The organism is Bariatricus sp. SGI.161 (genome assembly GCF_050313695.1).
Lineage (GTDB): Bacteria > Bacillota > Clostridia > Lachnospirales > Lachnospiraceae > JAFBIX01.
The window spans coordinates 81,861-103,578 of sequence record NZ_JBNPLX010000007.1; the positions used below are offsets into that span (position 1 = coordinate 81,861).

The following is a 21,718-nucleotide window of genomic DNA, read 5'->3' on the forward strand; positions in this document are numbered from 1 at the left end:
CAAAGTTATTATATCACAATCCTTTGGCACCTGTACAGGTGTATTTTTTATACCCATTTTTAAGGAGGATACTGATATGGCAAGAAGAAAGAAATACCCAAAGCTCCCAAATGGATACGGCTCCATCAAGCGGCTTTCTGGGAAGAACAGGACGAATCCTTTTGGGGTTTACCCTCCAGTGAAAGAATTTGATGAAAATGGAAAACCGGTACAGCAAAAAGCAATCTGCTATGTAGACGACTGGTATAAAGGGTTTACAGTTCTTACATGGTATAAGAACGGTGAATATTACGAAGGACGGGAAAAGGAACTATCATCAGATTCCGAAGAGCTGAAGAAGCAGATCATTGGAATTCTTTCAAAATATAATCAGAGCCAGCGCGAGGTGGCTGATCAGAAGACGTTTTCCGACATCTATCAGGAGTATTATCTATGGAAATTCCAAAAACCGTACAACCATAAAGAGAAAAAGAGCGCAATGGAGCAGGGCATGCGAGCTGCTTATAAGAACTGTAAATCATTACACAATGAATCGTTTCATTCACTTACAACGAACGACCTGCAGGAAGTAATAGATAATTGCCCTCTAAAGCATGCGTCTCTTGAATTGATTATAACACTATATCATCAAATGTATGCCTACGCAGGAGCAAATAATCTTGTAGATAAAGATTATTCGAAATTCGTAAAGATTAACCAAGAAGATGATGATGAGCATGGGATACCTTTCACAGACTCTGATCTGCAAACATTATGGAAAAATCAGGAAAACGATACTGTGGCGATGATACTGATCATGTGCTATTCAGGTTTCAGAATTTCTGCTTATCTTGATATAAAAACAAATCTAAAGGACAATTTCTTCCAAGGCGGTGTCAAGACTGCAGCCGGAAAAGATCGTATCGTCCCAATCCACAGCGCAATTCTGCATCTCGTAGAAAGGTGCTTGAATACGCATGGGCGTTATCTTCCTGAAGGGGTCAAAAAATTCCGTGAGTCCATGTATGAAACCCTGGATCTTCTTGGCATTGAAAAACATACTCCGCATGACTGCCGTCACACATTCTCGATGCTTTGTGATAAATACGGAGTAAATGAAAACGATAAGAAAACGATGCTCGGACATGCTTTTCAGGATGTAACAAATAAGGTATACCGACACCGAGACTTAGAAGAGTTAAGAAAACAAATTGAGAAGATAGAAGTATGTCACTAACGTGTCACTAACGGTTCATTTTTATTCGTATTTTTTAGTTTCGATATAATATGATTATAAATCATTGAAACGCTTGAAAACAAAGGGGTTTAGACACTTTTTATGTAAAACACACAGATAACTTGATTATTATAAAATTTAATTTCTTCTTAAGAAATTTTCGATTTCTTTAAGGGATTTAACATACTTTAGACACATTTATACTTTATACTTTAGTACAGATAGTTGAAGAACACATCAACTATCTCCCCCCTCACAAAGTAAAAGCACCTTGGATTGAATACCAGGTGCCGCACTTTACTCTCATTCCTTTTAGATAACTATAACAACAACGAAACCCGTTAGCCGATAAGGTTAACGGGTTTTCGCTGTTATTCTCTCTTATTTTAATCTTAGTATTCGGAAGTCTTCTGCCTCTTTTCCCATCTGGCAGATTAATCTTTTCATATTGCTTTCTCTGACATTGCCGCAAAGCGTCATCGTTACAGTCTGTTCATCATCTATCGTCTCAAAATTCATGTGACAGATGTCTATTTTATTCAGGTTTGCCATATTCAAGAACAGATTGACATTGCCCACGGTGCGCTTGCAGCGAAAAGCAACTTCCACCTGATGATGTTCCTCTCTTGCATCCAGACCTGCTGTTCTCAGAACTTCTTCCAGAACATGATCCTGCATCCCCATCAGAATCCCGTACTGATATCTTCTGCTGACACTCATAAGATGCTGCAAGAATGCTACATACTCTTCCCGAACTTCTGCATCCACATCAGCTGCGCGCTTATTGATAATCTCATCTTCTCTGACCTTAGAAAACACATCGCCCCCAGTCTTAGCTTTTGCCTCTGCCACATGCCTGGAGCACTCCATACGCTTCAGAAACAGCGGTTTCATCTGTGAATCTATCGCATCAATTTCTTTTCGAACTTCCTCTAATGTCATAATATTTCTCCTTATTATCCTAACAACTTTATCCAACTTATGTCTATCTGACTACATCTTGCAAGATCATAATAACTATACTTTACGGCTCGTTGCAATATGGAGCTTTTCTGACATCACAATCATAAGAACCAATATCACAGCTAAAAAGTATGGGTATAAAGCAACATCAATATACTGTGCAATTAAGCCGAAGATTGGCGGGACCAGGCAAGTACCCGTATACGCCGAAGCCATCTGCACGCCAATAATAGACTGGCTCAAATCCGCTCCAAAATTCTGCGGCGTTTCATGAATAATGGATGGATAGATTGGTGCACATCCACATCCTATGACCACCAACCCTGCCAGTAAAAGCTCTTGACTCAGAGGCAGGATCACCAACAAAACTCCTAATACAATCAGAGCCTGCCCCATTCGAATCATGTTCCGGTCATTCACCTTCAAAGTAATAAAACCACATACGAATCTTCCCACGGTAATTCCAATATAAAATAGGCTGGCATATCTTGCTGCCTGTTCTGCTGAAATTCCTCGGTTTAACGTGCAATAACTCGCAGCCCACATTCCTGTTGTAGTCTCTAATGCACAATAACAGAAAAAACATACCATAACTTCTTTCACTCCGCTTCTCTTAAGCAGTTGTGAAAATGTCAGATGTTGAGGAGACTGCCCTTCTGATTCTGTACTTTCTCCTGAATGTATTGTCGATTTCTTTCTCCATAATGGAAGACTGATTATCAATATAGCAGTCAGAATAATCTGCAGCAGCGAGATAATGCGATATCCTCCATTCCAGCGAAGCCCTCCGGTAATGGTCCATCCCATAATGATTGGCCCTATACTGGCACCAACGCCCCACATACAGTGCAGCCAGCTCATATGCCTTGCAGGATAATGAAGTGCTACAAAGTTATTTAACGCAGCATCCACACTTCCTGCTCCCAGTCCGTAAGGAATCGCCCATAGACACAGCATCCAGAAAGCATGGCTTACTGAAAAGCCAAATAAAGCAACCGCTGTAATAAATACACTGATTGTCGTAACCTTTGCCGCCCCAAGTCTTCTGGTCAGACGATCACTTGCAAGACTTGAAATAATCGTTCCTGCCGATATGATCATAGATACACTTCCTGCCCAGGATACCGATGCTCCCAATTCCTGGTACATTGTTGGCCATGCTGATCCCAGAAGCGCATCTGGTAATCCAAGACTGATAAAAGCCAGATATATTACAACTAATAATAATGATGTCATTTTCTAATCTCCTTTTTTTGTCTCTTAATAATATAGGACTTTTGTTATAAAAAAGCAAGAAATACATCTTTTCTATAAATTTTCATTTTCCTTTTTTCAATTCTCCTATATAATAGAAAAAGATAAAACAGTATGTCATATTGAGGAGGAAACAAATGTCAAAGAGAACAGATATTCACAAAGTACTTATTATCGGTTCCGGACCGATCATCATTGGACAGGCTTGCGAATTTGATTACTCAGGGACACAGGCTTGCAAAGCATTACGTAAACTGGGCTATGAGATCGTATTGGTGAATTCCAATCCTGCGACCATCATGACAGATCCTGAGATGGCAGATGTTACTTACATCGAGCCGTTGAATGTGGAACGTTTGGAACAGATTATCGCCAAAGAACGGCCAGATGCGCTGCTTCCTAATCTTGGAGGCCAATCTGGACTAAATCTGTGTGCCGAGCTTGCTAAAGAGGGAATTCTTGATAAATATAATGTAAAAGTTATTGGTGTTCAAGTAGATGCCATCGAACGAGGGGAAGACCGTATTGAATTCAAGAAGTCTATGAATGCTCTTGGTATTGAGATGGCAAGAAGCGAAGTCGCTTACAGTGTTGAAGAGGCCCTTGATATTGCTGATGAACTTGGATATCCGGTCGTTCTTCGTCCGGCCTATACCATGGGTGGTGCAGGCGGTGGCCTTGTATATAATAAAGAAGAATTAAAAACAGTCTGTGCCAGAGGTCTTCAAGCCAGTCTGGTAGGGCAGGTTCTGGTGGAAGAATCCATCCTTGGCTGGGAAGAACTTGAACTGGAAGTGGTTCGCGATGCTGACAATAATATGATCACCGTATGCTTTATTGAAAATATTGACCCACTGGGTGTGCATACCGGAGATTCTTTCTGTTCTGCTCCAATGCTTACCATCTCAGAAGAATGTCAGAAAAAGCTGCAGGAACAGGCGTATAAGATTGTAGAGTCTGTACAGGTCATTGGCGGAACGAATGTACAATTTGCTCATGATCCAGTAACTGACCGAATCGTAGTTATCGAGATCAATCCAAGAACTTCTCGTTCTTCTGCATTGGCTTCCAAGGCAACTGGTTTCCCGATTGCTCTGGTATCCGCAATGCTGGCTTGTGGATTGACTCTGAAGGATATCCCTTGTGGAAAATACGGTACTCTGGACAAATACGTACCAGACGGTGACTATGTTGTTATTAAATTCGCCCGCTGGGCATTCGAAAAATTCAAAGGTGTAGAAGACAAGCTTGGTACCCAGATGCGTGCTGTCGGTGAAGTCATGAGTATTGGAAAGAACTACAAAGAAGCTTTCCAGAAAGCCATCCGCAGCCTGGAAACCGGACGTTATGGTCTTGGACATGCCAAAGATTATGACCAGAAGAGCAAGGAAGAACTCTTACAGATGCTGATCACTCCTTCCAGTGACCGTCATTTCATTATGTACGAAGCACTGCGTAAAGGTGCCACTGTTGAAGAAATCTTCGATATTACAAAGGTAAAGACTTATTTCATTGAACAAATGAAAGAACTCGTTGAAGAAGAGGAAGCACTCGTTGCACACAAAGGAAGCCTGCCTTCTGATGAGATGCTCATTTCCGCCAAGAAAAATGGCTTCTCTGACAAATATCTAAGCCAGATCCTGGATATCCCGGAAGAAGACGTACGTAACCGACGCATCGAACTTGGCGTAGAAGAAGCATGGGAAGGTGTCCATGTCAGCGGAACTCCTGACAGCGCTTACTACTATTCTACCTATAATGCAGAAGATAAGAATCCGGTCAAGACAGACAATCCAAAGATCATGATCCTTGGCGGCGGACCAAACCGTATCGGTCAGGGTATTGAATTCGACTACTGCTGCGTACACGCATCTCTGGCCCTTAAGAAATTAGGATTTGAAACGATTATCGTAAACTGCAACCCTGAGACAGTATCTACAGATTACGATACTTCTGATAAGCTGTATTTTGAACCATTAACCTTAGAAGATGTATTAAGCATCTACAAAAAAGAGCAGCCAGTCGGCGTCATTGCACAGTTCGGTGGACAGACTCCTCTGAACCTTGCTTCAGAGCTTGAGAAGAACGGCGTAAAGATTCTTGGAACTTCTCCTTCTGTCATTGATCTGGCAGAAGACCGTGATCTGTTCCGTGAGATGATGGATAAACTGGAGATTCCGATGCCTGAATCCGGCATGGCAACAACCGTAGATGAAGCACTCGCAATTGCCAAAGAAATCGGATACCCTGTCATGGTTCGTCCTTCTTACGTTCTCGGCGGACGTGGAATGGAAGTCGTATATGACGATGAAAGCATGGAAGGCTACATGAAAGCTGCCGTCGGCGTAACCCCTGACCGTCCGATCCTGATCGACCGTTTCCTGAACCACGCACTGGAATGCGAAGCCGATGCTATCAGTGACGGTAACCATGCCTTCGTTCCTGCTGTCATGGAACACATTGAACTTGCCGGCGTACATTCTGGTGATTCCGCATGCATCATTCCATCTGTACACATCTCCGAAGAAAATGTACAGACCATTAAAGAGTATACCAGAAAGATTGCAGAAGAAATGCATGTCAAAGGTCTGATGAACATGCAGTATGCAATTGAAAAAGGAAAAGTATACGTTCTGGAAGCAAACCCACGTGCATCCCGTACTGTACCACTGGTATCTAAAGTATGCAATATCCGCATGGTGCCGCTTGCCACCGACATTATTACATCTGAACTTACCGGACGTCCGTCACCTGTGGCAAATTTAAAAGAACAAAGCATTCCATACTATGGAGTGAAGGAGGCGGTCTTCCCATTCAATATGTTCCAGGAAGTAGATCCTGTATTAGGACCAGAGATGAGATCTACCGGCGAAGTATTAGGACTGTCTTCTTACTATGGGGAAGCATTCTACAAGGCTCAGGAAGCTGCACAATCCAAGCTTCCACTGGAAGGCACTGTTCTGATCTCCGTAAACCGCAAGGACAAAGCAGAAGTTGTTGAGATTGCTCAGAGCTTCGCAGATGACGGCTTCAAGATCATTGCCACCGGCAACACCTATGAACTGATTCGTGCTGCCGGAATCGAGGCAGAAAAAGTAAAGAAATTATACGAAGGCCGTCCGAATATTCTGGATATGATCACCAACGGAAAGATTGACCTGATCGTAAACTCTCCGGTCGGCAAGGACAGTATCCATGATGACAGCTACCTGAGAAAAGCTGCAATCAAGGCAAAGATTCCTTATATGACTACAATTGCCGCCGCAAGAGCCACCGCAAAAGGTATCCGCTATGTAAAAGAACATGGCAACGGAGAAGTGCAATCCCTGCAGAAGCTTCACAGTGAGATCCACTAGGGGAATCTTGGATGAGATTGTTTTTTGATTGAGAGTGTACGGCGCGAGGGGTGGATGGATGATTTGTAATCCGATGCCCTTCGCTAAGAATCCTTAACAGAAAAAAGAGTGATAATTTTGCAACCAGGCTGATTCACCCCGAAATCTTGATGATTTCGAGGCTCAGCAGCCTTTTCAGATTTGGTTTGAAACCAAATCTTCATACAAAATTATCACTCTTTTTTCTGTAACGGCTTCTATCGCTTGTCCAGACGGATTACAAACCCTCCATCCACCCCTCGCGCCTGACATTCTCAATCGCAGGAACATCTCATCCGGGAAGGGATTCCGCTCCCCCCCTTACGCTTCTTGGAAATCCCCGCCGGTAGTTGGCGGAGAATTCGGCCCCCAACCACCAAGATTCCCTCTTCACAACATCTTCTTTCTCTTGAAGAACAGGATGCAGAATACAACTACAATAAGACTAAGCACACAGACGCCGGGATATCCATGTTCCAGGCCTGGCATGTCTTTGAAGTTCATTCCAAACCATCCAGTGATCAGTGTCAGTGGGAAGAAGATGGTCGATACCACGGTTAAAAACTGCATATTTTTATTCTGTTCGGCATCTACCTGAGACTGATAGGCATCTCTTACCTGTTGTGCATATTCCAGAAGATGCGCTGTTCTTCCCATCAGTCGGTCTGCACGGTCGGCGATGGTTCCAAAGTAGCGCAGCTGCTTCTTGGCAAAGAATCCATTTTCATTCTCTTCCAATTCCTTTCCCATATCCATCAATTCATCATAATATCCCCGCAAAGTCAGGAGTTCCTTGCGAATTGGTATAATCTCATTCTGGAACCCTTCGGTCTTTCCTTCCAGGACTTTTTCTTCCATTGTCATAATCAGACGCTCATAGCGTCCCAGAAGTTCCAGGTCTCTGCTCATGAACTGCGTGATGAAATTATAGATAAATCGTTCTTTGGTGTTGCCTTGCCTAGACTTACTTCTCCGAATCCTCACGATCAACCGTCTGGCAAAGTCATCATCATCGATGATCACAATATGGCGTTGATTAATGAAGAAGAGGATTCGATATCTGCTGCCCAGAACGTCCAGTAATTTGGGTATGCAAAGAGACCCTGCCAGACATTCCTGTTGGGTCTCGATCTTACAAAAACATACTTCTGACAGATTGATATCACCTTCGTATATCATCCCGGCAAGCGACATGGCTTCCTTCGCATGCCGGGAATATGTGATAATTACTGCCTGTTTGTTTTCCTGTATTAATTGGTTTTCATCGATACTTTCTAAAGTCTCTCCCAGAGCCAATATCATCATCAGGCCTTCATATCCTCTCCATTTGCTGTTACATTGATGAAATAATTCAGATCTACCTGTCCCAGGGCTGCATCTGCAATATTCATACAACTATTACTCATACGATCAATGCTGTGCAGAATCTGGTTAAATGGCGCCGTAAGGTTGGCCGCACATTTGCCCTTTCCAACTCTGGTCATATGGCCTTTTCTCATATTGATATCAAGTTCAATCACTTTTTCTTTCTTCTTAAGAATCTTCTTGGCATTCTCCAGATCGCCTGTGGTCATCGCCTGCATTGCCTCTGAATACATACTTTCTATCATATTCAGAATCTTCTCCAGATCTTTCATGGCATCTTTAGAATATTTGTATTTCTTTTCTATCTTATCTCTAATGCCTTCTGCAACATCCTCACACAAGGATCCCATACGGTCAATATCGCTTAAGACATACATAATTCCTGCCGTCTGAGTTGCCTGTTCTTCTGTCAGTACACCGGCAGAGAACAAGTCTGCCAGATATTCCGTAATTCTCTCATTCAGATTGCTTACAATAGATGCTTTTTCAAATACGCTCTCCAAAAGCGGCATTTCCTCTTTCTTTACTGCCTTAGATGTATCCTGAAGCATTGCTCTGACCACTTCACCGCAGTGAACCACCTCTTTTGCAACAAGCTGTAATGCTGCTGTCGGCTGGCTGACCAGTTTTTCATCCAGATACAATGGTTCTGCCGGATCACGGAGCTCTTTCTTTCCATCCGGTACAATGCGCATTACGATCTTGACCATCAGCCAGATCAGCGGAATCCAGATCAATGTCATTACACAGTTAAACGTCGTATGTGCATTGGCAATCTGCCGGGAGATTACTTCCACTTCTGATCCTTTTGGAGATATCATCTGCACAAATTTGGCAAATGGATTGATAAACCAGATGAACAGAAGACATCCTGATATATTGAAGATACAATGTGCAACTGCTGTTCTCTTGGCATCTTTTGGCTGGCCTACACTGGCAAGTAATGCCGTAATTGTTGTACCAATATTATCGCCAAGAAGAATCGGAATGGCACCGGTAAGGCCAAGGATACTGGTCACTCCATCTGGTCCTGCCTGCGAAGCGAAGTTCTGAAGTACCGCAATCGTGGCACTGCTGCTCTGCACGACTAATGTCATCAGGGTACCCACTGCAACGCCAAGAATCGGGATATCTGCAACCTTTCCGATCATATCGGTAAATACCGGACTGGATGCAAGTGGTTTCATGACATCTCCCATGGTCTCAATTCCGAGGAATAACAGACCAAATGCAAAAAGAGTCTGGCCAATGCTTTTTGCTTTTTCTGATTTTGCAATAAAGGAAATAATAAATCCGAGAAAGATAATTACATATATGTAATCGCTGATCTTAAATGCAATGATCTGCGCTGTCATTGTAGTTCCGATATTGGCACCAAGAATAATTGAGATTGCCTGCGGCAGATTCATAAGTCCTGCGCTGACGAATCCAATTGCCATGACTGTTGTCGCACTACTGCTCTGAAGTACCGCTGTTGTCAATGCTCCGGCTAACACTCCAAGCACCGGGTTCTTCGTAAGCATTGCAAGAATGCTTTTCATCTTCTCTCCTGCCGCTTTCTGGAGGCATTCGCTCATCATATTCATCCCATAAATAAATATTGCCAGTCCGCCTAACAGGCCAAAGACTATCTGTACTTTACTATCCATCTTAATCTCCTTCTATCTTATGAACTTGTATTTGAATCTATAGGAACATTTTCTGATTATTCATACTCTATCTAGCTTCATTTAACTCTTTCCACTCATTGATATCACCAATATAGATTTTCTTTAATGTATCTAATGATATATCTTCCAGTGGATTTTGTTCATTTACAATGACTGCAATATTGTCATTGGCAATGATTTCATAATCAAGTAATTCTGCCTCATAATCTTTTAAGTCTCTGGAGGCCATTCCAAAATCACACTTTCCGGACATCGCCTGATTCAATCCTTCTGTAGAATCAGACTGTTCAATCTCAATCTTTGCATTCGGATTAATCAACATATAGGCTTCTGCCAGTTCTTCCATAAGTGGTGCAACAGAAGTAGATCCATTTATGGTAATCGTTCCGCCGGCCTTATTCGACAGAAACGTACTGCTCTTCGCTACCGTTTCATAATTCTCCCCTACAATCTCCTGCCCTGCACCGTGAATATAAGTCAGGAAATCCTCTTCTACCTCGTTTAGCTCTCCTACATATGCCAGATAAAAGGAACGGCTCAGAGGATACTTTTTATCTCCGGCATCTGCCGCAATTCCTTCCACTTTCAATTGCTTCATCCCTTCTGCTTCCTGTATCGAGCCCTCTGATACATAGCCAATTGCCGCATCATCATCGCTTACCATATCTATCACTTCTTCTGCATTACCGGCAATCTGTGCGTCTGTCCGTGTCTGATCCGCCTGATCTTCTGATTCTGCCTGAAAATCTGCAAGCTGCGCAAATGTACTCCTTGTACCGGAACCTTCTTCTCTGGAGATCACCTGTATCTCTCCCAGTACATCCAGCCCCTCTACTTTTACAGTATCCTGAGACTCACTGCTGTCCTGACAGGCAGTGCTGCCGATCACAATACTTGCTGCAAGTAAAACCAATAATAATTTTTTTACTCTCATGCATGTTTCCTCCTATTTTACGTTATTCAGCGTACTCCTCTTTTGTAAAAACAGAATCGGGGAATTGTTAAATCTATGTAAAATCATTATTTTCACAAAATTGGTTGACTTTTTTTTAATATTTTCCTATACTAAAATCTGTAAATAGAAACGGGGAGCTTATGTACTAGGCTGAGAGGAAGTTGAGAACTTCGACCCATATACCTGATTTGGATAATGCCAACGTAGGAACGTATCGAATAAAAATGCGGGAGATGCTTTGGTATCTCTCTTTTTTTATACAGAAGGCCTTATCTTAAAAACAGAATACGGTAAAGTTGAGAGTGAGCGAGAGTTCATGAAGGGGTGCACCACCACGGGTGTATTACTTTGTGAACTCTTTTTTATATCCGATCACTTATGACTGCCGGGAAAGGAGACACACATGATCACAGTAAATGGACAGGCTGTTTCACTGGAAAAGCCTATCACCGTTGCCGAATATCTGGCTCAGAACCAGTATCGGATTGAACGGATTGCCGTAGAGATGAACGGCGAGATTCTTCCTAAGAAGAATTATGCTGCCGTTACACTGAAAGATGGAGACAAACTGGAAGTGGTAAGTTTTGTAGGAGGGGGCTAGAATATGAAACAACTTACAAAAGAGCAGATCTATGAAGCACTCAATGAGCGTCATTCCCCACAGGTTCAGGAATTACTGTCTCAGGGAAGAGTTGCCATTGCAGGTCTTGGCGGACTTGGATCTAATGTTGCATTTGCACTGGCCCGTATCGGCGTCGGACACTTGCATCTGATTGATTTTGATGTCGTAGACATTACGAATCTGAACCGTCAGCAATACTTTACAGAGCATATCGGTATGTATAAGACCGATGCTCTTAAACCACAGCTTCTGCGGATCAATCCCTACCTGGATATCCGCACAGACTGTGTAAAAGTCACAGAAGAGAATCTGCCGGAATTATTTCAGAATGATTCTATTATCTGCGAAGCCTTCGACCGTCCGGAGGCCAAGGCTTTGCTGGTCAATGGAATCCTGGAACATTTTCCTGAAAAGAAGCTGGTATCCGGTTCCGGTATGGCAGGATATGGAAACAGTAATTCCATCCGCACCCGGAAGGTCACTTCCAACTTCTATCTCTGTGGGGATGAGACCACCGAACCTTCTGCCGGAAATGGACTCATGGCTCCGCGGGTTGCTATCTGTGCCGCCCACGAAGCAAATATGATTACACGACTCCTTCTGGGCGAAACCAGCGTGTAATCTTCAAAAAAAACATCGAAAACTATGAATAATCAAAGAAAGAAGGACACATCTATGAATCAGAATGACGATAAATTTATCCTAGGCGGACATGAATTTACTTCCCGCTTTATCCTGGGTTCCGGGAAATTCTCCTTAGAACTTGTAAAAGCCTGCATCGAGAAGGCAGAAGCACAGATTATCACACTGGCACTTCGCCGTGCAAACGAAGGTGGGCTTGCTAATATCCTGGATTATATCCCGGATAATGTAACACTCCTGCCCAACACTTCCGGAGCCAGAAATGCAGAAGAAGCAGTCCGTATTGCCCGTCTTTCCCGTGAAGTCGGCTGCGGAGACTTTGTGAAGATCGAAGTTATCCACGACTCCAAATATCTGCTGCCAGATAACTATGAGACCATCAAAGCTACGGAGATCCTGGCAAAAGAGGGATTCGTAGTAATGCCATACATGTATCCGGATCTGAATGCTGCCAGAGACCTTGCAAACGCCGGCGCTGCCTGCATTATGCCGCTTGGCTCTCCAATCGGTTCCAACAAGGGGCTCTGCACCAAAGATTTCATCCAGATTCTAATTGACGAGATTGATCTTCCAATTATTGTAGATGCCGGTATCGGTCGCCCTTCTCAGGCCTGTGAAGCTATGGAGATGGGTGCCTCTGCAGTCATGGCTAATACTGCCATTGCCACTGCCGGTGACATTCCGGTAATGGCAGAAGCATTTAAAAAAGCAATCGAGGCCGGAAGAAGTGCATATCTGTCTGGTCTTGGACGGACGATTGAAAAAGGCGCCAGTGCTTCTTCCCCGCTGACCGGATTCTTACAGGATTAAGGAGGAGTACAGATGAAGGATGAACACGTAAATGAAAGTATCTTAAGTGAAGAGATACTGGAAGATCAGAAGAAAAACCGGATCGATCATATGACCTATCTTCCTGATATGGAAATATTAGAATCTGATGTTATGGACCGAGTCATCTCTGAGATGAATCAATATGATTATGACCAATATACAGAAGCCAACGTAAGACGGGCTCTTGCCAGAGATAATCGGACACCGGAAGATTTTAAAGCTCTTCTTTCTCCTGCTGCACTTCCACTTCTGGAAGAGATTGCACAGGCTGCACGGAAGGAGACAAGAAAGCATTTTGGCAACAGTGTCAATATGTTTACGCCCCTTTATATTGCCAACTATTGCGAAAACTACTGCATCTACTGTGGATTTAACTGTCACAATAAAATCAACCGCGCCAAATTAAACGACCGAGAGATTGAACTGGAGATGGCTGCCATTGCCAGGACAGGTCTTCAGGAAATCTTGATTTTGACCGGTGAAAGTCGTAAAATGTCTGATGTAAAATACATTGGAGAAGCCTGCAAGATCGCAAGAAAATACTTCAAGGTCATCGGCCTCGAAGTATATCCGATGAACTCTGATGAATATGCATACCTTCACGAATGCGGTGCCGATTATGTGACCGTATTCCAGGAAACCTATAATTCAGACAAATACGAGACGCTTCATCTTGCCGGACATAAGCGGATCTTCCCTTATCGTCTGAATGCACAGGAACGTGCCTTAAAGGGTGGCATGCGAGGAGTCGGATTCGCTGCACTTCTTGGTCTGGATGACTTCCGCAAGGATGCATTTGCTACCGGATATCATGCATATCTTCTGCAGCGCAAATACCCTCATGCAGAGATTGCATTCTCCTGTCCAAGACTTCGTCCGATCATTAATAATGACCGCATCAATCCAAAAGATGTTCACGAACCTCAGCTTCTTCAGGTGGTATGTGCTTACCGGCTCTTCATGCCATTTGCAAGCATCACTGTATCCACCCGTGAATGTGCCCGTGTCCGTGACAATCTGGTAAATATTGCGGCCACCAAGATATCTGCCGGTGTCAGCACCGGAATCGGCAGCCATGTCGATGAGATTGAAGAAAAAGGAGACGACCAGTTCGAGATCTCTGACGGAAGATCCGTTGATGAAGTATACAACGCGCTTCTGGAGCATGATCTCCAGCCAGTCATGAATGATTATGTATATGTATAAAGGAGAAAATATATATCAGAATATCATCGCAGTCAGCAACCGCACGATCTGCTCCCGGCCATTGCCGGAACAGATTGCGCGGATCTGCCGCTTACATCCGAAAGCAGTAATCTTAAGGGAAAAGGATCTTCCGGAAGAAGAATACCGTGTACTGGCGCATGAGATAATGGATATCTGTAACGCCAATCATGTTCCCTGCATTCTCCATAGCTTTCCGGAAATTGCACATGAACTGCACTGCACATCCATCCATCTGCCGCTTCATCTGCTTCAGGATTACCAGCAGAACCAGCCTGCCATTCTTAAGCACTTTTCTGTCATCGGCACCTCTGTCCATTCCGTCGAAGATGCTAAAAAAGCCCAAGTACTTGGCGCTACTTATCTGACAGCCGGTCATATCTATGCCACTGACTGTAAAAAAAATCTGCCCCCAAGAGGAACAGATTTTTTAAGACAGGTATGCCAGAGTGTAGACATACCTGTCTATGCTATTGGCGGAGTACATCCAGATGCACAGCAGTTATCCGAAGTACTATCCTGCGGCGCCAGAGGTGGATGCATTATGTCCGGAATGATGAAGCTGTAATTCTTCTCTCACTATTCCATTGTATATTCTCCCGAACCGGTTTCCACAACTGATGACTGATAGAATTCCTTAGCAACCCTGATCAGATAATCCGTATCTTTCGCTCCGCCGGTCTCATAAGGAGAATGCATTGCTAGCTGTGCTAATCCAATATCTATCGTATTGACAGCTACCTGGGTTCCCGATATGTTTCCGAGTGTAGAGCCTCCAAGGATATCCGATCGGTTCACATAGGTCTGATATGGAACTTTCGCCCTCTCACAGAGCTGTGTGAAGATTGCTGCTGCCATTCCATCGGTCGTATACTTCTGATTGGCGCTGAACTTTATCACAACTCCACCATTCGGATAAGGCCGGTTCGTCGGGCAGGCCTTATCCGGCTGATTCGGGTGCACGCCATGAGCATTGTCAGCAGATAACATAAAACTGGACGCCAGAGCCTGTCGATATTGACCGGATGTCCTCCCAAGGCTTTCATTAATCCTAAGAAGTGTATCGAATAAAAATGTCGATCCGGCTCCCTGCTTCGTGCTACTTCCAACCTCTTCATTGTCGAACACGCAATGAACTGGAATACTTTCGCCATCTGTTGCCTGCAGAAATGCCTGCAAAGATGCAAATGCACACTGCAGATCATCCAGACGTCCAATCGAAATATATTCTTCGGATGCTCCCCAGACACTTCCTTTCATACGGTTATATAAGAACAGATCATTTCCAACAATGTCTTCTTCCTCCACACCTGCCGCCTCTGCGACCTGCGCCATGAAGGTCCCTTTGGCTGATTCGCAACCATACAGCGGAAGCATGTCCTTCTGGGCATTGTACTTATAGCCTTCATTGGCTTCTCGATTCATGTGGATTGCAAGATTCGGAATCATGCATAAGTCACGGTCCACATTGACCAGCTTCGTAACAAGACGATTCCCCTCCCTGATAACCAGCCGTCCTGCAACTGACAGCGGACGATCCAGCCAGGGAGCGCAGAGCATCCCTCCATATTTTTCCACATTTAACTTCACATAATGGTTCTCCACTTCCATCTCTGGATACTCCTTAATACGAAAGCTTGGGGAGTCGCTGTGGCTTGCCATAATCTGAAAACCAAGAAAATCTCTCTTAGGAATCCGAAATGCAATGATTGCGGAACTATTACGAATCACATAATAGTTGCCGCCTTCTTTCAGTTTCCAGGCACTTCCTTCCAAAAGCTGAATATAACCCTGCCCCTCTAATTCTTGCTTCATATTTTCAATCGCATGAAATGGGCTGGGACTCTTCTCAATGAAAGTAAATAATTTCTGTACTGTATCCATAGGTTCTATTTCCTTTCTCCATCAATTCCAGATTCTGATCCGAATGTTCTATTTCTCTCGAATATCGATAGACAACATTCACTATATCCTCGAAATCCAATTGCTTCTCATTCTTCATCCAACGAGACAACAGAATTTCCCGAATTAAAAACACACTGGTGACTGACATCTGCACCTTATTATAAGCCTGTCCATCATAGACAGCACCACAAAAATATGTAAAAATAAAATATACCAGTAACTGTTCCCTCTGTATCTTCCACTGTGGCATATTTTCCTCCATCCAGTTTCGGAACTCCTGATGTAATGCTTCATATCTAAGGGAACCTGCCGTATACAGAGCATGCTCCGTTTCCTTTAACTGTATCAGCCATTCTTCCCGAAGCAATTCCAGGGAATACAGATGCTCGAACATGTTCTTTGCCCATGTGTATCTCTGTTCTCTATGATTGCTGCCCTCTTCCATCTTCATGCGGACGAATTCCCGTGCCGATTCTGTCTGATATTTTGCAAATACTTCATCACAGGAAAATATATCGCCCTTTTTGATTCGTACCTGCATATCATGGGCAATCCCGAGTACAAGACCAGCCCTTAATTCCAGACTGATCTCACGGTTCTGGAGAATCTTCACCATAATCTCCCGGCCTTCCACCAGCTTTGAATAGAGAAACGGATCATAATCATCGTACTCTTCTTCTCCATCTTTTTCAAAATTTAAAAAGGTCACCGGTTCCTCCTTTGACAAGAGAATCCTTGCCACTTCTGGGCAGGACATCGATAAAGTAATCTCCCGGACGCCTTCAAATTCTTCTACATGGCGGGGATATAGGCGGCAAGTTTTACATAGACTGTCCTTTCCCAGATTGCAATACATATCACACAGATTATCTTTATTCAGGAATGCACATCTTTTCTCTTCTGACTGTCGAAATGTCTCCTTTCTCCAGTCTATGGAACGAAACAGCTTTCTTCGGTAATTCCCCTTTACTTTCTTATAGCGGTGCAAAGATCTCTTATCAACTACGATCTGCCATCCTGCACAACAGGTGTCTTCACATTGATCTGCTGTACAGGTAAACATGTGATAATAATCTGGAATTGTATACAACATATCATTTTGTCCCTTTACTTAACAATACTAAATCCGATCCCTATAGCCCCCGGTCCGGTATGCGTTGCAATACACATAGACAAAGGATTATAATAAACTTCTGCCCATGGGAATGCCTTTTCCACTTCGCTGCACCATTCCTCTGCTTCTGCGGCCGTCAATCCCGCTCCTGCTGTGCCAATCCTTATTCGACTTCTGTCCATCTCTGAAAATCTTTCTTCTATATCTTTCTTTAGAGCTTCGATCATCTTATCCTTTCCTTTACGCATCCCACGAACTTTTGCAAATGCATCCAGACGTTCTCCCTGTATAGTAAGGACTGGTTTGATATTGAGCACTGCTCCTATAGCTGCACCTGCCGGAGTGACTCTGCCGCCTTTTTTCAGATATTCCAATGTATCCACTGTAATATAAATACTAGAATCATAAGCTCTTGCTTCCAGATCTTCTTTGACTGCCTTCGCAGATGTTCCTGCAGCAACAAGCCTCACGGCTTCCATAACAGCTTCTCTCTGCGTAACAGAGATTCTGTGATTATCTACGACCTGAACTTTACCATCATAATCATCGGACAAGAGAATCGCAGTTTCACAGGAATTACTCAGTCCGCTGGACATCGGAATATATACCAGTTCTTCATATCCCCCGGACAACACCTTGTCCCACAGATCCATCACATCCCCCGGAGAAGGCTGGGATGTTGTGACATCGATTCCGCTCGTGAGGCTTCCATAGAACATCTCCTGAGTAAGATCCTGCCCCTCATATCTCGTTACTCCATCAACAATGACTGGCATAGGGAGAATGAATATCCCTTCCTTTTTTGCTTCTTCCTGTGTAATTCCACTGTTACTGTCTGTTACGACTGCCGTTTTCATCCACTTATATCCTCCTGTTTCAAATATTCTTTTACAACTTGAAATAAATTCCCATTCTATTTATAATTAGATGTGACAAATTGTAACATCTCAGAATTTTTAATTCAAGATAATTACTAATAACTGTTACAAATCAGGGGGTTTTGTTCATGAATAAAGAACGGAAAAATCAATCTAATATCCTTGCAAAGGAATGCATTGTTACCGCACTGATCCAATTATTAAAGGAAAAACCTTTATCCGCTATATCGGTCTGCGAACTGACAGAAAAGGCCGGCGTCTCCCGAATGACTTATTACCGTAATTATCAGTCCAAAGAAGATATATTTGCTTCCTATCTGGAAGATGCTTTGATGAATTACAAGCAGGAAGCAAAATCTCTGTCACTGGACAAACATTTCTATTCTTCAGAAAATCTTCTGCACTGTTTTTCTTACTTTGAAGCACATCAGGAATTTATTGACAGTCTCTTCAAAAGCGGTCTAAGCCATATGCTCCTGAATGCAATCAGTCAGTATGTCCTGGAGACCTGGTATCACCCAGGAGACAGCATCGAACTCTATTACTGTCTTCAGGCTTTTGCCGGTGCATTGTATAACCTTTATATTACCTGGTCCTCGAATGGTTTTAAAGAATCACCAGAAGAATTGGCAGAGATCATGTATCGAATCGTGCCTTCTCCTCAACCCGAATCTGTAACTCTGTAATGTGTTCTTCTTCTCTTCCAGATACATGGATATCCACCCAGAGGATCTCATACACATCACCGACCATCCGATACCCATGTTCTTTCGCATAAGCAAGCAACCTGGGGAGACACTGATAATTCTGGTTGCAATTGCCCCGGTAACTGATGGTAAGGTATTCTCCGCCCGGTATGACCATATCGCCCTCCGTATCTATGATAAACACACCTTCATATTCCCGGCATCTTTGGTTCCTTGCACTTTCTGCCAAGATTACAGAACCGATATGATTGCTTCCTATGATATAGGATTTATCGGGGTTCTTATTCAGAAGCTGCTTGATCAGCACATCCATCTCTTCATCCCGCTCATATCCTTTCTCGATATAATAACAGCTTCGATCTGGCAATTGCTGTAACTGCACGACTCCAAGCACTTTTTCTTCACATTCTGAAAGAGTTTCAATACGTTCTTCTACATTCTTCTGTAGTTGCCTTAATTTCTCCTGCTTCTCTTCGATCATATGAAGCTCTTCCATCAACAGTTCTTTCGTAGAACTAACCGTATGATGCTTCAGATAATCCCCAATCTGTTCCATGGAAAAGCCAAGTTCTCTCAATTCACGAATAACATTCAACCGCCAGATATCGTCAAGGCGGTAGAGACGATACTGATTCTCTCCACGCTTTGGCTTTAGTATTCCCAGTTTTTCATAATATCTCAGGGAATCCGCCCCGATATGGTATAGCTGTGATATCTCTCCGATTTTAAAATATTTCTTCATATAAATCCTTTTTTCTTTCATTTCCACTTGACCTTAGTATTATACCAAGGTTTAGTATAGAATACAACAAGGAGGTTTTACTATGAAGTTAGAAGGAAAATCATTACTTCATGATTTCTTTCGTTTTATCATTCCATCGCTGGTTGCCCAATGGGTATATGCACTTTACACGATGATAGATGGCATGTTCGTTGCCAGAGGAGTATCTGAACTGGCTTTGTCCGGTGTCAATATTGCCATGCCATTCGTTACCTTCCTTTTCTCCGTGGCATTATTATTTTCCGTAGGTTCCTCTACCATCATTGCCATGCTGTTAGGAGAAAAAGAAGATGCAAGAGCAAGGGAAGTATTTACCCAGAATATTCTGACCGCCATTATTGTGTCTCTGTTGATTACATGGATCGTCCTGTGGAAATCCGAAGAGATTGCGTTATTCCTGGGAGCAACGGAACTCACCATGGATTACGTCCAGACATACCTGAAAACGATTGCATGCTTCAGCGTCTTTTTTATCTGTTCTTATTCGCTGGAGGTATTGATTAAGACCGATGGTTATCCTATGAAAGCAACGATTATCGTCACTACCGGAACGATTCTCAACTGTATTCTGGATTATCTGTTTGTCATCGCTTTTCACAAAGGAGTCTGGGGCGCAGCATTTGCGACAGGTCTCTCACAACTGTGTGTTGTACTACTGTATCTGACTCACTTTTGCAGTATCAAGACCCATATGAAAATGGTGAGGTTCACGCCATCTCTGTCTCTTATGTGGCGTACCATAAAGATCGGTCTGTCTTCTGGAATCACAGAATTCTCAGCAGGAATTGTCATCTTCCTGTTCAACCAGTCGATTCTCGCATATCTAGGCGAAGAATCCATTGTAAGCTATACCATTGTCACCTACGTCAGTACCATTGTGGTCATGTCGATGGCAGGTATCGCTCAGGGAATTCAACCTCTGGTCAGCTATCATTATGGCAGGAAGATGCCACAGAATTATCATCGTCTTTTAAAATATGCTCTTTGCTTTGGGACTGTGTTTTCCATTGCAGCTTTTCTGATATCCCGGGCGATTGCAAGTCCACTTGTAAACTTGTTCATCTCACCGGAATTAGCACAACTTCGGGCCGATTCTGTAAGAATCTTTTATACATTTTCTTACTCCTTTCTGCTCTGTGGGTTTAACGTGATTATTGGCGGATTCTTTACTGCAATCGAATACCCCAAGTCTGCCATGGCCATCTCTCTGGGAAGAGGATTCATCTTTGTTGCCATAAGTCTCCGGATCCTGACAAGACTTCTTGGGGGAAATGGTATCTGGATGGCAGCAACACTTGCAGAAGGAATGTGTCTGGTACTTACGCTGGTATTATTCATATATTACCGGTCAACATGCACCCATTCTAAATGACCCTCCAATCAACACAGGAATGTCGGATGCATAACGGTATATAAAACTGGGGCAAGGATTTGTCATAAACTCCTTGCCCCAGTTTTATTATGATTCCAGATACTATTTCTCTAAATACTTTTCTTTCAGTTCAGCCAGTTTCTCACTGTAAGCTTCGTTCTGCTTCTGCTGCATAATCTGCTTACGGATCTGATCTTTCACTTCTTCAAGCGGTGCTGCCGTTGCTTCATGCTTTTCTTCAACTTTGATCAGATGATAACCGAATTGAGTTTTTACCGGTCCTACTACATGTCCAATCTCTGCGGCAAATGCTGCATCTTCGAATTCCTTTACCATCTGGCCTCTTCCGAATTCTCCCAGATCTCCGCCTTTTTGTCCTGACGGGCAGGTAGAATATTCTTTGGCAGCATCTTCAAATTCCTTCTCCCCATTTACAATAGATTCCAGAATCGAATTACAGGTATCTTCTTCAGATACTAAGATATGCTTTGCACGAACTGTCTCTCCTTTTGCAAACTTACGAGAATTGGCTTCATAATATGCCTTCACCTCTTCATCGGATACCTCTACTTTCTTCAAGATCTCTGCCATGGCCATCTGTGCCAACACATCCTTCTTCGCATTTTCCATGATTCTTATGAACTCTTCTGTCTCATCTAATTTCAAGTCTTCTCCCATCTGTGCATAAGCATAGATGGCAATTACCTGATCCAGGCACTGTTGCTGAAACTGCGGATTAGATGCATATGCCTGCTGCTCCCTTGGCAGGCTGTGGATAAATGCATCCACTTCTGCTTCTGTAATCTCTTTTCCTGCTACAACTGCTAATACTTTCTGACTCATAA

At 43.3% G+C, this 21,718-nt stretch carries 19 protein-coding genes and 1 riboswitch; of the genes, 9 read left to right on the forward strand and 10 right to left on the reverse strand.

The window, feature by feature from the left end:
• The first annotated feature begins 76 nt into the window (after window positions 1-76).
• Window positions 77-1,216: a tyrosine-type recombinase/integrase gene (locus tag ACQRBH_RS06035; protein WP_427761201.1), complete on the forward strand. Its 1,140-nt coding sequence runs from the start codon at window positions 77-79 to the stop codon at window positions 1,214-1,216.
• 381 nt (window positions 1,217-1,597) lie between these two features.
• On the opposite strand, the gene ACQRBH_RS06040 is transcribed toward ACQRBH_RS06035, so the two are convergent.
• A complete protein-coding gene (locus tag ACQRBH_RS06040) occupies window positions 1,598-2,158 on the reverse strand; it encodes a chorismate mutase (RefSeq protein ID WP_427742479.1) in 561 nt (186 codons plus the stop codon).
• Between the two features lie 75 nt (window positions 2,159-2,233).
• Entirely contained in the window at window positions 2,234-3,415 is a 1,182-nt protein-coding gene (locus ACQRBH_RS06045) for an MFS transporter (RefSeq protein WP_427742477.1), read from the reverse strand.
• Window positions 3,416-3,570: 155 nt separating this feature from the next.
• Here ACQRBH_RS06045 and carB point away from each other — a divergent pair, with 155 nt between their 5' ends.
• The gene (carB, locus tag ACQRBH_RS06050) at window positions 3,571-6,789 is read left to right on the forward strand and encodes a carbamoyl-phosphate synthase large subunit (RefSeq protein WP_427742475.1); all 3,219 of its coding nucleotides are present in this window, start codon (window positions 3,571-3,573) and stop codon (window positions 6,787-6,789) included.
• A 408-nt stretch (window positions 6,790-7,197) separates the two neighbouring features.
• On the opposite strand, the gene ACQRBH_RS06055 is transcribed toward carB, so the two are convergent.
• The 3 genes from ACQRBH_RS06055 to ACQRBH_RS06065 all read right to left on the reverse strand — a co-directional run bounded on the left by ACQRBH_RS06055 (window position 7,198) and on the right by ACQRBH_RS06065 (window position 10,776).
• Complete coding sequence (locus tag ACQRBH_RS06055) at window positions 7,198-8,112, reverse strand: CorA family divalent cation transporter (RefSeq protein WP_427742473.1); 915 nt, start codon at window positions 8,110-8,112, stop codon at window positions 7,198-7,200.
• Window positions 8,112-9,821, reverse strand: a complete 1,710-nt coding sequence (locus ACQRBH_RS06060) for a Na/Pi cotransporter family protein (protein WP_427761202.1) — start codon at window positions 9,819-9,821, stop codon at window positions 8,112-8,114. The genes ACQRBH_RS06055 and ACQRBH_RS06060 overlap by 1 nt, the downstream gene beginning before the upstream one ends.
• A 67-nt stretch (window positions 9,822-9,888) precedes the next feature.
• Window positions 9,889-10,776 carry a substrate-binding domain-containing protein gene (locus tag ACQRBH_RS06065; protein WP_427742470.1) on the reverse strand — a complete coding sequence of 296 codons (888 nt, stop codon included), beginning with the start codon at window positions 10,774-10,776 and terminating at the stop codon, window positions 9,889-9,891.
• A 141-nt stretch (window positions 10,777-10,917) separates the two neighbouring features.
• Window positions 10,918-11,024: riboswitch (TPP riboswitch) on the forward strand.
• A gap of 176 nt (window positions 11,025-11,200) precedes the next feature.
• Between ACQRBH_RS06065 and thiS the strand changes: the two genes are divergently transcribed.
• From thiS to ACQRBH_RS06090, 5 genes are read left to right on the forward strand one after another with little or no spacing between them, the layout of a single operon-like run.
• Entirely contained in the window at window positions 11,201-11,398 is a 198-nt protein-coding gene (thiS, locus tag ACQRBH_RS06070) for a sulfur carrier protein ThiS (RefSeq protein WP_235232710.1), read from the forward strand.
• A gap of 3 nt (window positions 11,399-11,401) precedes the next feature.
• Complete coding sequence (gene thiF / locus ACQRBH_RS06075; protein WP_427742468.1) at window positions 11,402-12,040, forward strand: sulfur carrier protein ThiS adenylyltransferase ThiF; 639 nt, start codon at window positions 11,402-11,404, stop codon at window positions 12,038-12,040.
• A 54-nt stretch (window positions 12,041-12,094) separates the two neighbouring features.
• Window positions 12,095-12,871: a thiazole synthase gene (locus tag ACQRBH_RS06080; protein ID WP_235232712.1), complete on the forward strand. Its 777-nt coding sequence runs from the start codon at window positions 12,095-12,097 to the stop codon at window positions 12,869-12,871.
• Between the two features lie 12 nt (window positions 12,872-12,883).
• Window positions 12,884-14,098, forward strand: a complete 1,215-nt coding sequence (gene thiH / locus ACQRBH_RS06085; protein WP_427742467.1) for a 2-iminoacetate synthase ThiH — start codon at window positions 12,884-12,886, stop codon at window positions 14,096-14,098.
• Complete coding sequence (locus ACQRBH_RS06090; RefSeq protein WP_427742465.1) at window positions 14,091-14,684, forward strand: thiamine phosphate synthase; 594 nt, start codon at window positions 14,091-14,093, stop codon at window positions 14,682-14,684. The genes thiH and ACQRBH_RS06090 overlap by 8 nt, the downstream gene beginning before the upstream one ends.
• Before the next feature lie 11 nt (window positions 14,685-14,695).
• Here ACQRBH_RS06090 and ACQRBH_RS06095 read toward each other — a convergent pair whose 3' ends face one another.
• Genes ACQRBH_RS06095 through ACQRBH_RS06105 form a run of 3 tightly spaced genes read right to left on the reverse strand, consistent with a single transcriptional unit; the run spans window position 14,696 to window position 17,992 of the window.
• Entirely contained in the window at window positions 14,696-16,000 is a 1,305-nt protein-coding gene (locus ACQRBH_RS06095; protein WP_427742463.1) for a M18 family aminopeptidase, read from the reverse strand.
• Entirely contained in the window at window positions 15,966-17,114 is a 1,149-nt protein-coding gene (gene fliB / locus ACQRBH_RS06100) for a flagellin lysine-N-methylase (RefSeq protein WP_427742461.1), read from the reverse strand. Before fliB ends, ACQRBH_RS06095 begins: the two co-directional genes overlap by 35 nt.
• Before the next feature lie 14 nt (window positions 17,115-17,128).
• Window positions 17,129-17,992 (reverse strand): DegV family protein, encoded by an 864-nt coding sequence (locus tag ACQRBH_RS06105; protein WP_427742459.1) that lies wholly within the window; start codon window positions 17,990-17,992, stop codon window positions 17,129-17,131.
• A gap of 149 nt (window positions 17,993-18,141) precedes the next feature.
• On the opposite strand from ACQRBH_RS06105, the gene ACQRBH_RS06110 reads away from it, so the two are divergent.
• Window positions 18,142-18,699: a TetR/AcrR family transcriptional regulator gene (locus tag ACQRBH_RS06110; RefSeq protein ID WP_235232718.1), complete on the forward strand. Its 558-nt coding sequence runs from the start codon at window positions 18,142-18,144 to the stop codon at window positions 18,697-18,699.
• Here the strand turns inward: ACQRBH_RS06110 and ACQRBH_RS06115 are convergent.
• Complete coding sequence (locus ACQRBH_RS06115) at window positions 18,650-19,462, reverse strand: MerR family transcriptional regulator (RefSeq protein WP_427742457.1); 813 nt, start codon at window positions 19,460-19,462, stop codon at window positions 18,650-18,652. The two genes, ACQRBH_RS06110 and ACQRBH_RS06115, sit on opposite strands and share 50 nt — an antisense overlap.
• Window positions 19,463-19,544: 82 nt before the next feature.
• On the opposite strand from ACQRBH_RS06115, the gene ACQRBH_RS06120 reads away from it, so the two are divergent.
• Entirely contained in the window at window positions 19,545-20,873 is a 1,329-nt protein-coding gene (locus ACQRBH_RS06120) for an MATE family efflux transporter (RefSeq protein WP_427742455.1), read from the forward strand.
• A gap of 102 nt (window positions 20,874-20,975) precedes the next feature.
• Here ACQRBH_RS06120 and ACQRBH_RS06125 read toward each other — a convergent pair whose 3' ends face one another.
• Window positions 20,976-21,716 carry a peptidylprolyl isomerase gene (locus ACQRBH_RS06125; protein WP_427742453.1) on the reverse strand — a complete coding sequence of 247 codons (741 nt, stop codon included), beginning with the start codon at window positions 21,714-21,716 and terminating at the stop codon, window positions 20,976-20,978.
• Between the last annotated feature and the right edge of the window lie 2 nt (window positions 21,717-21,718).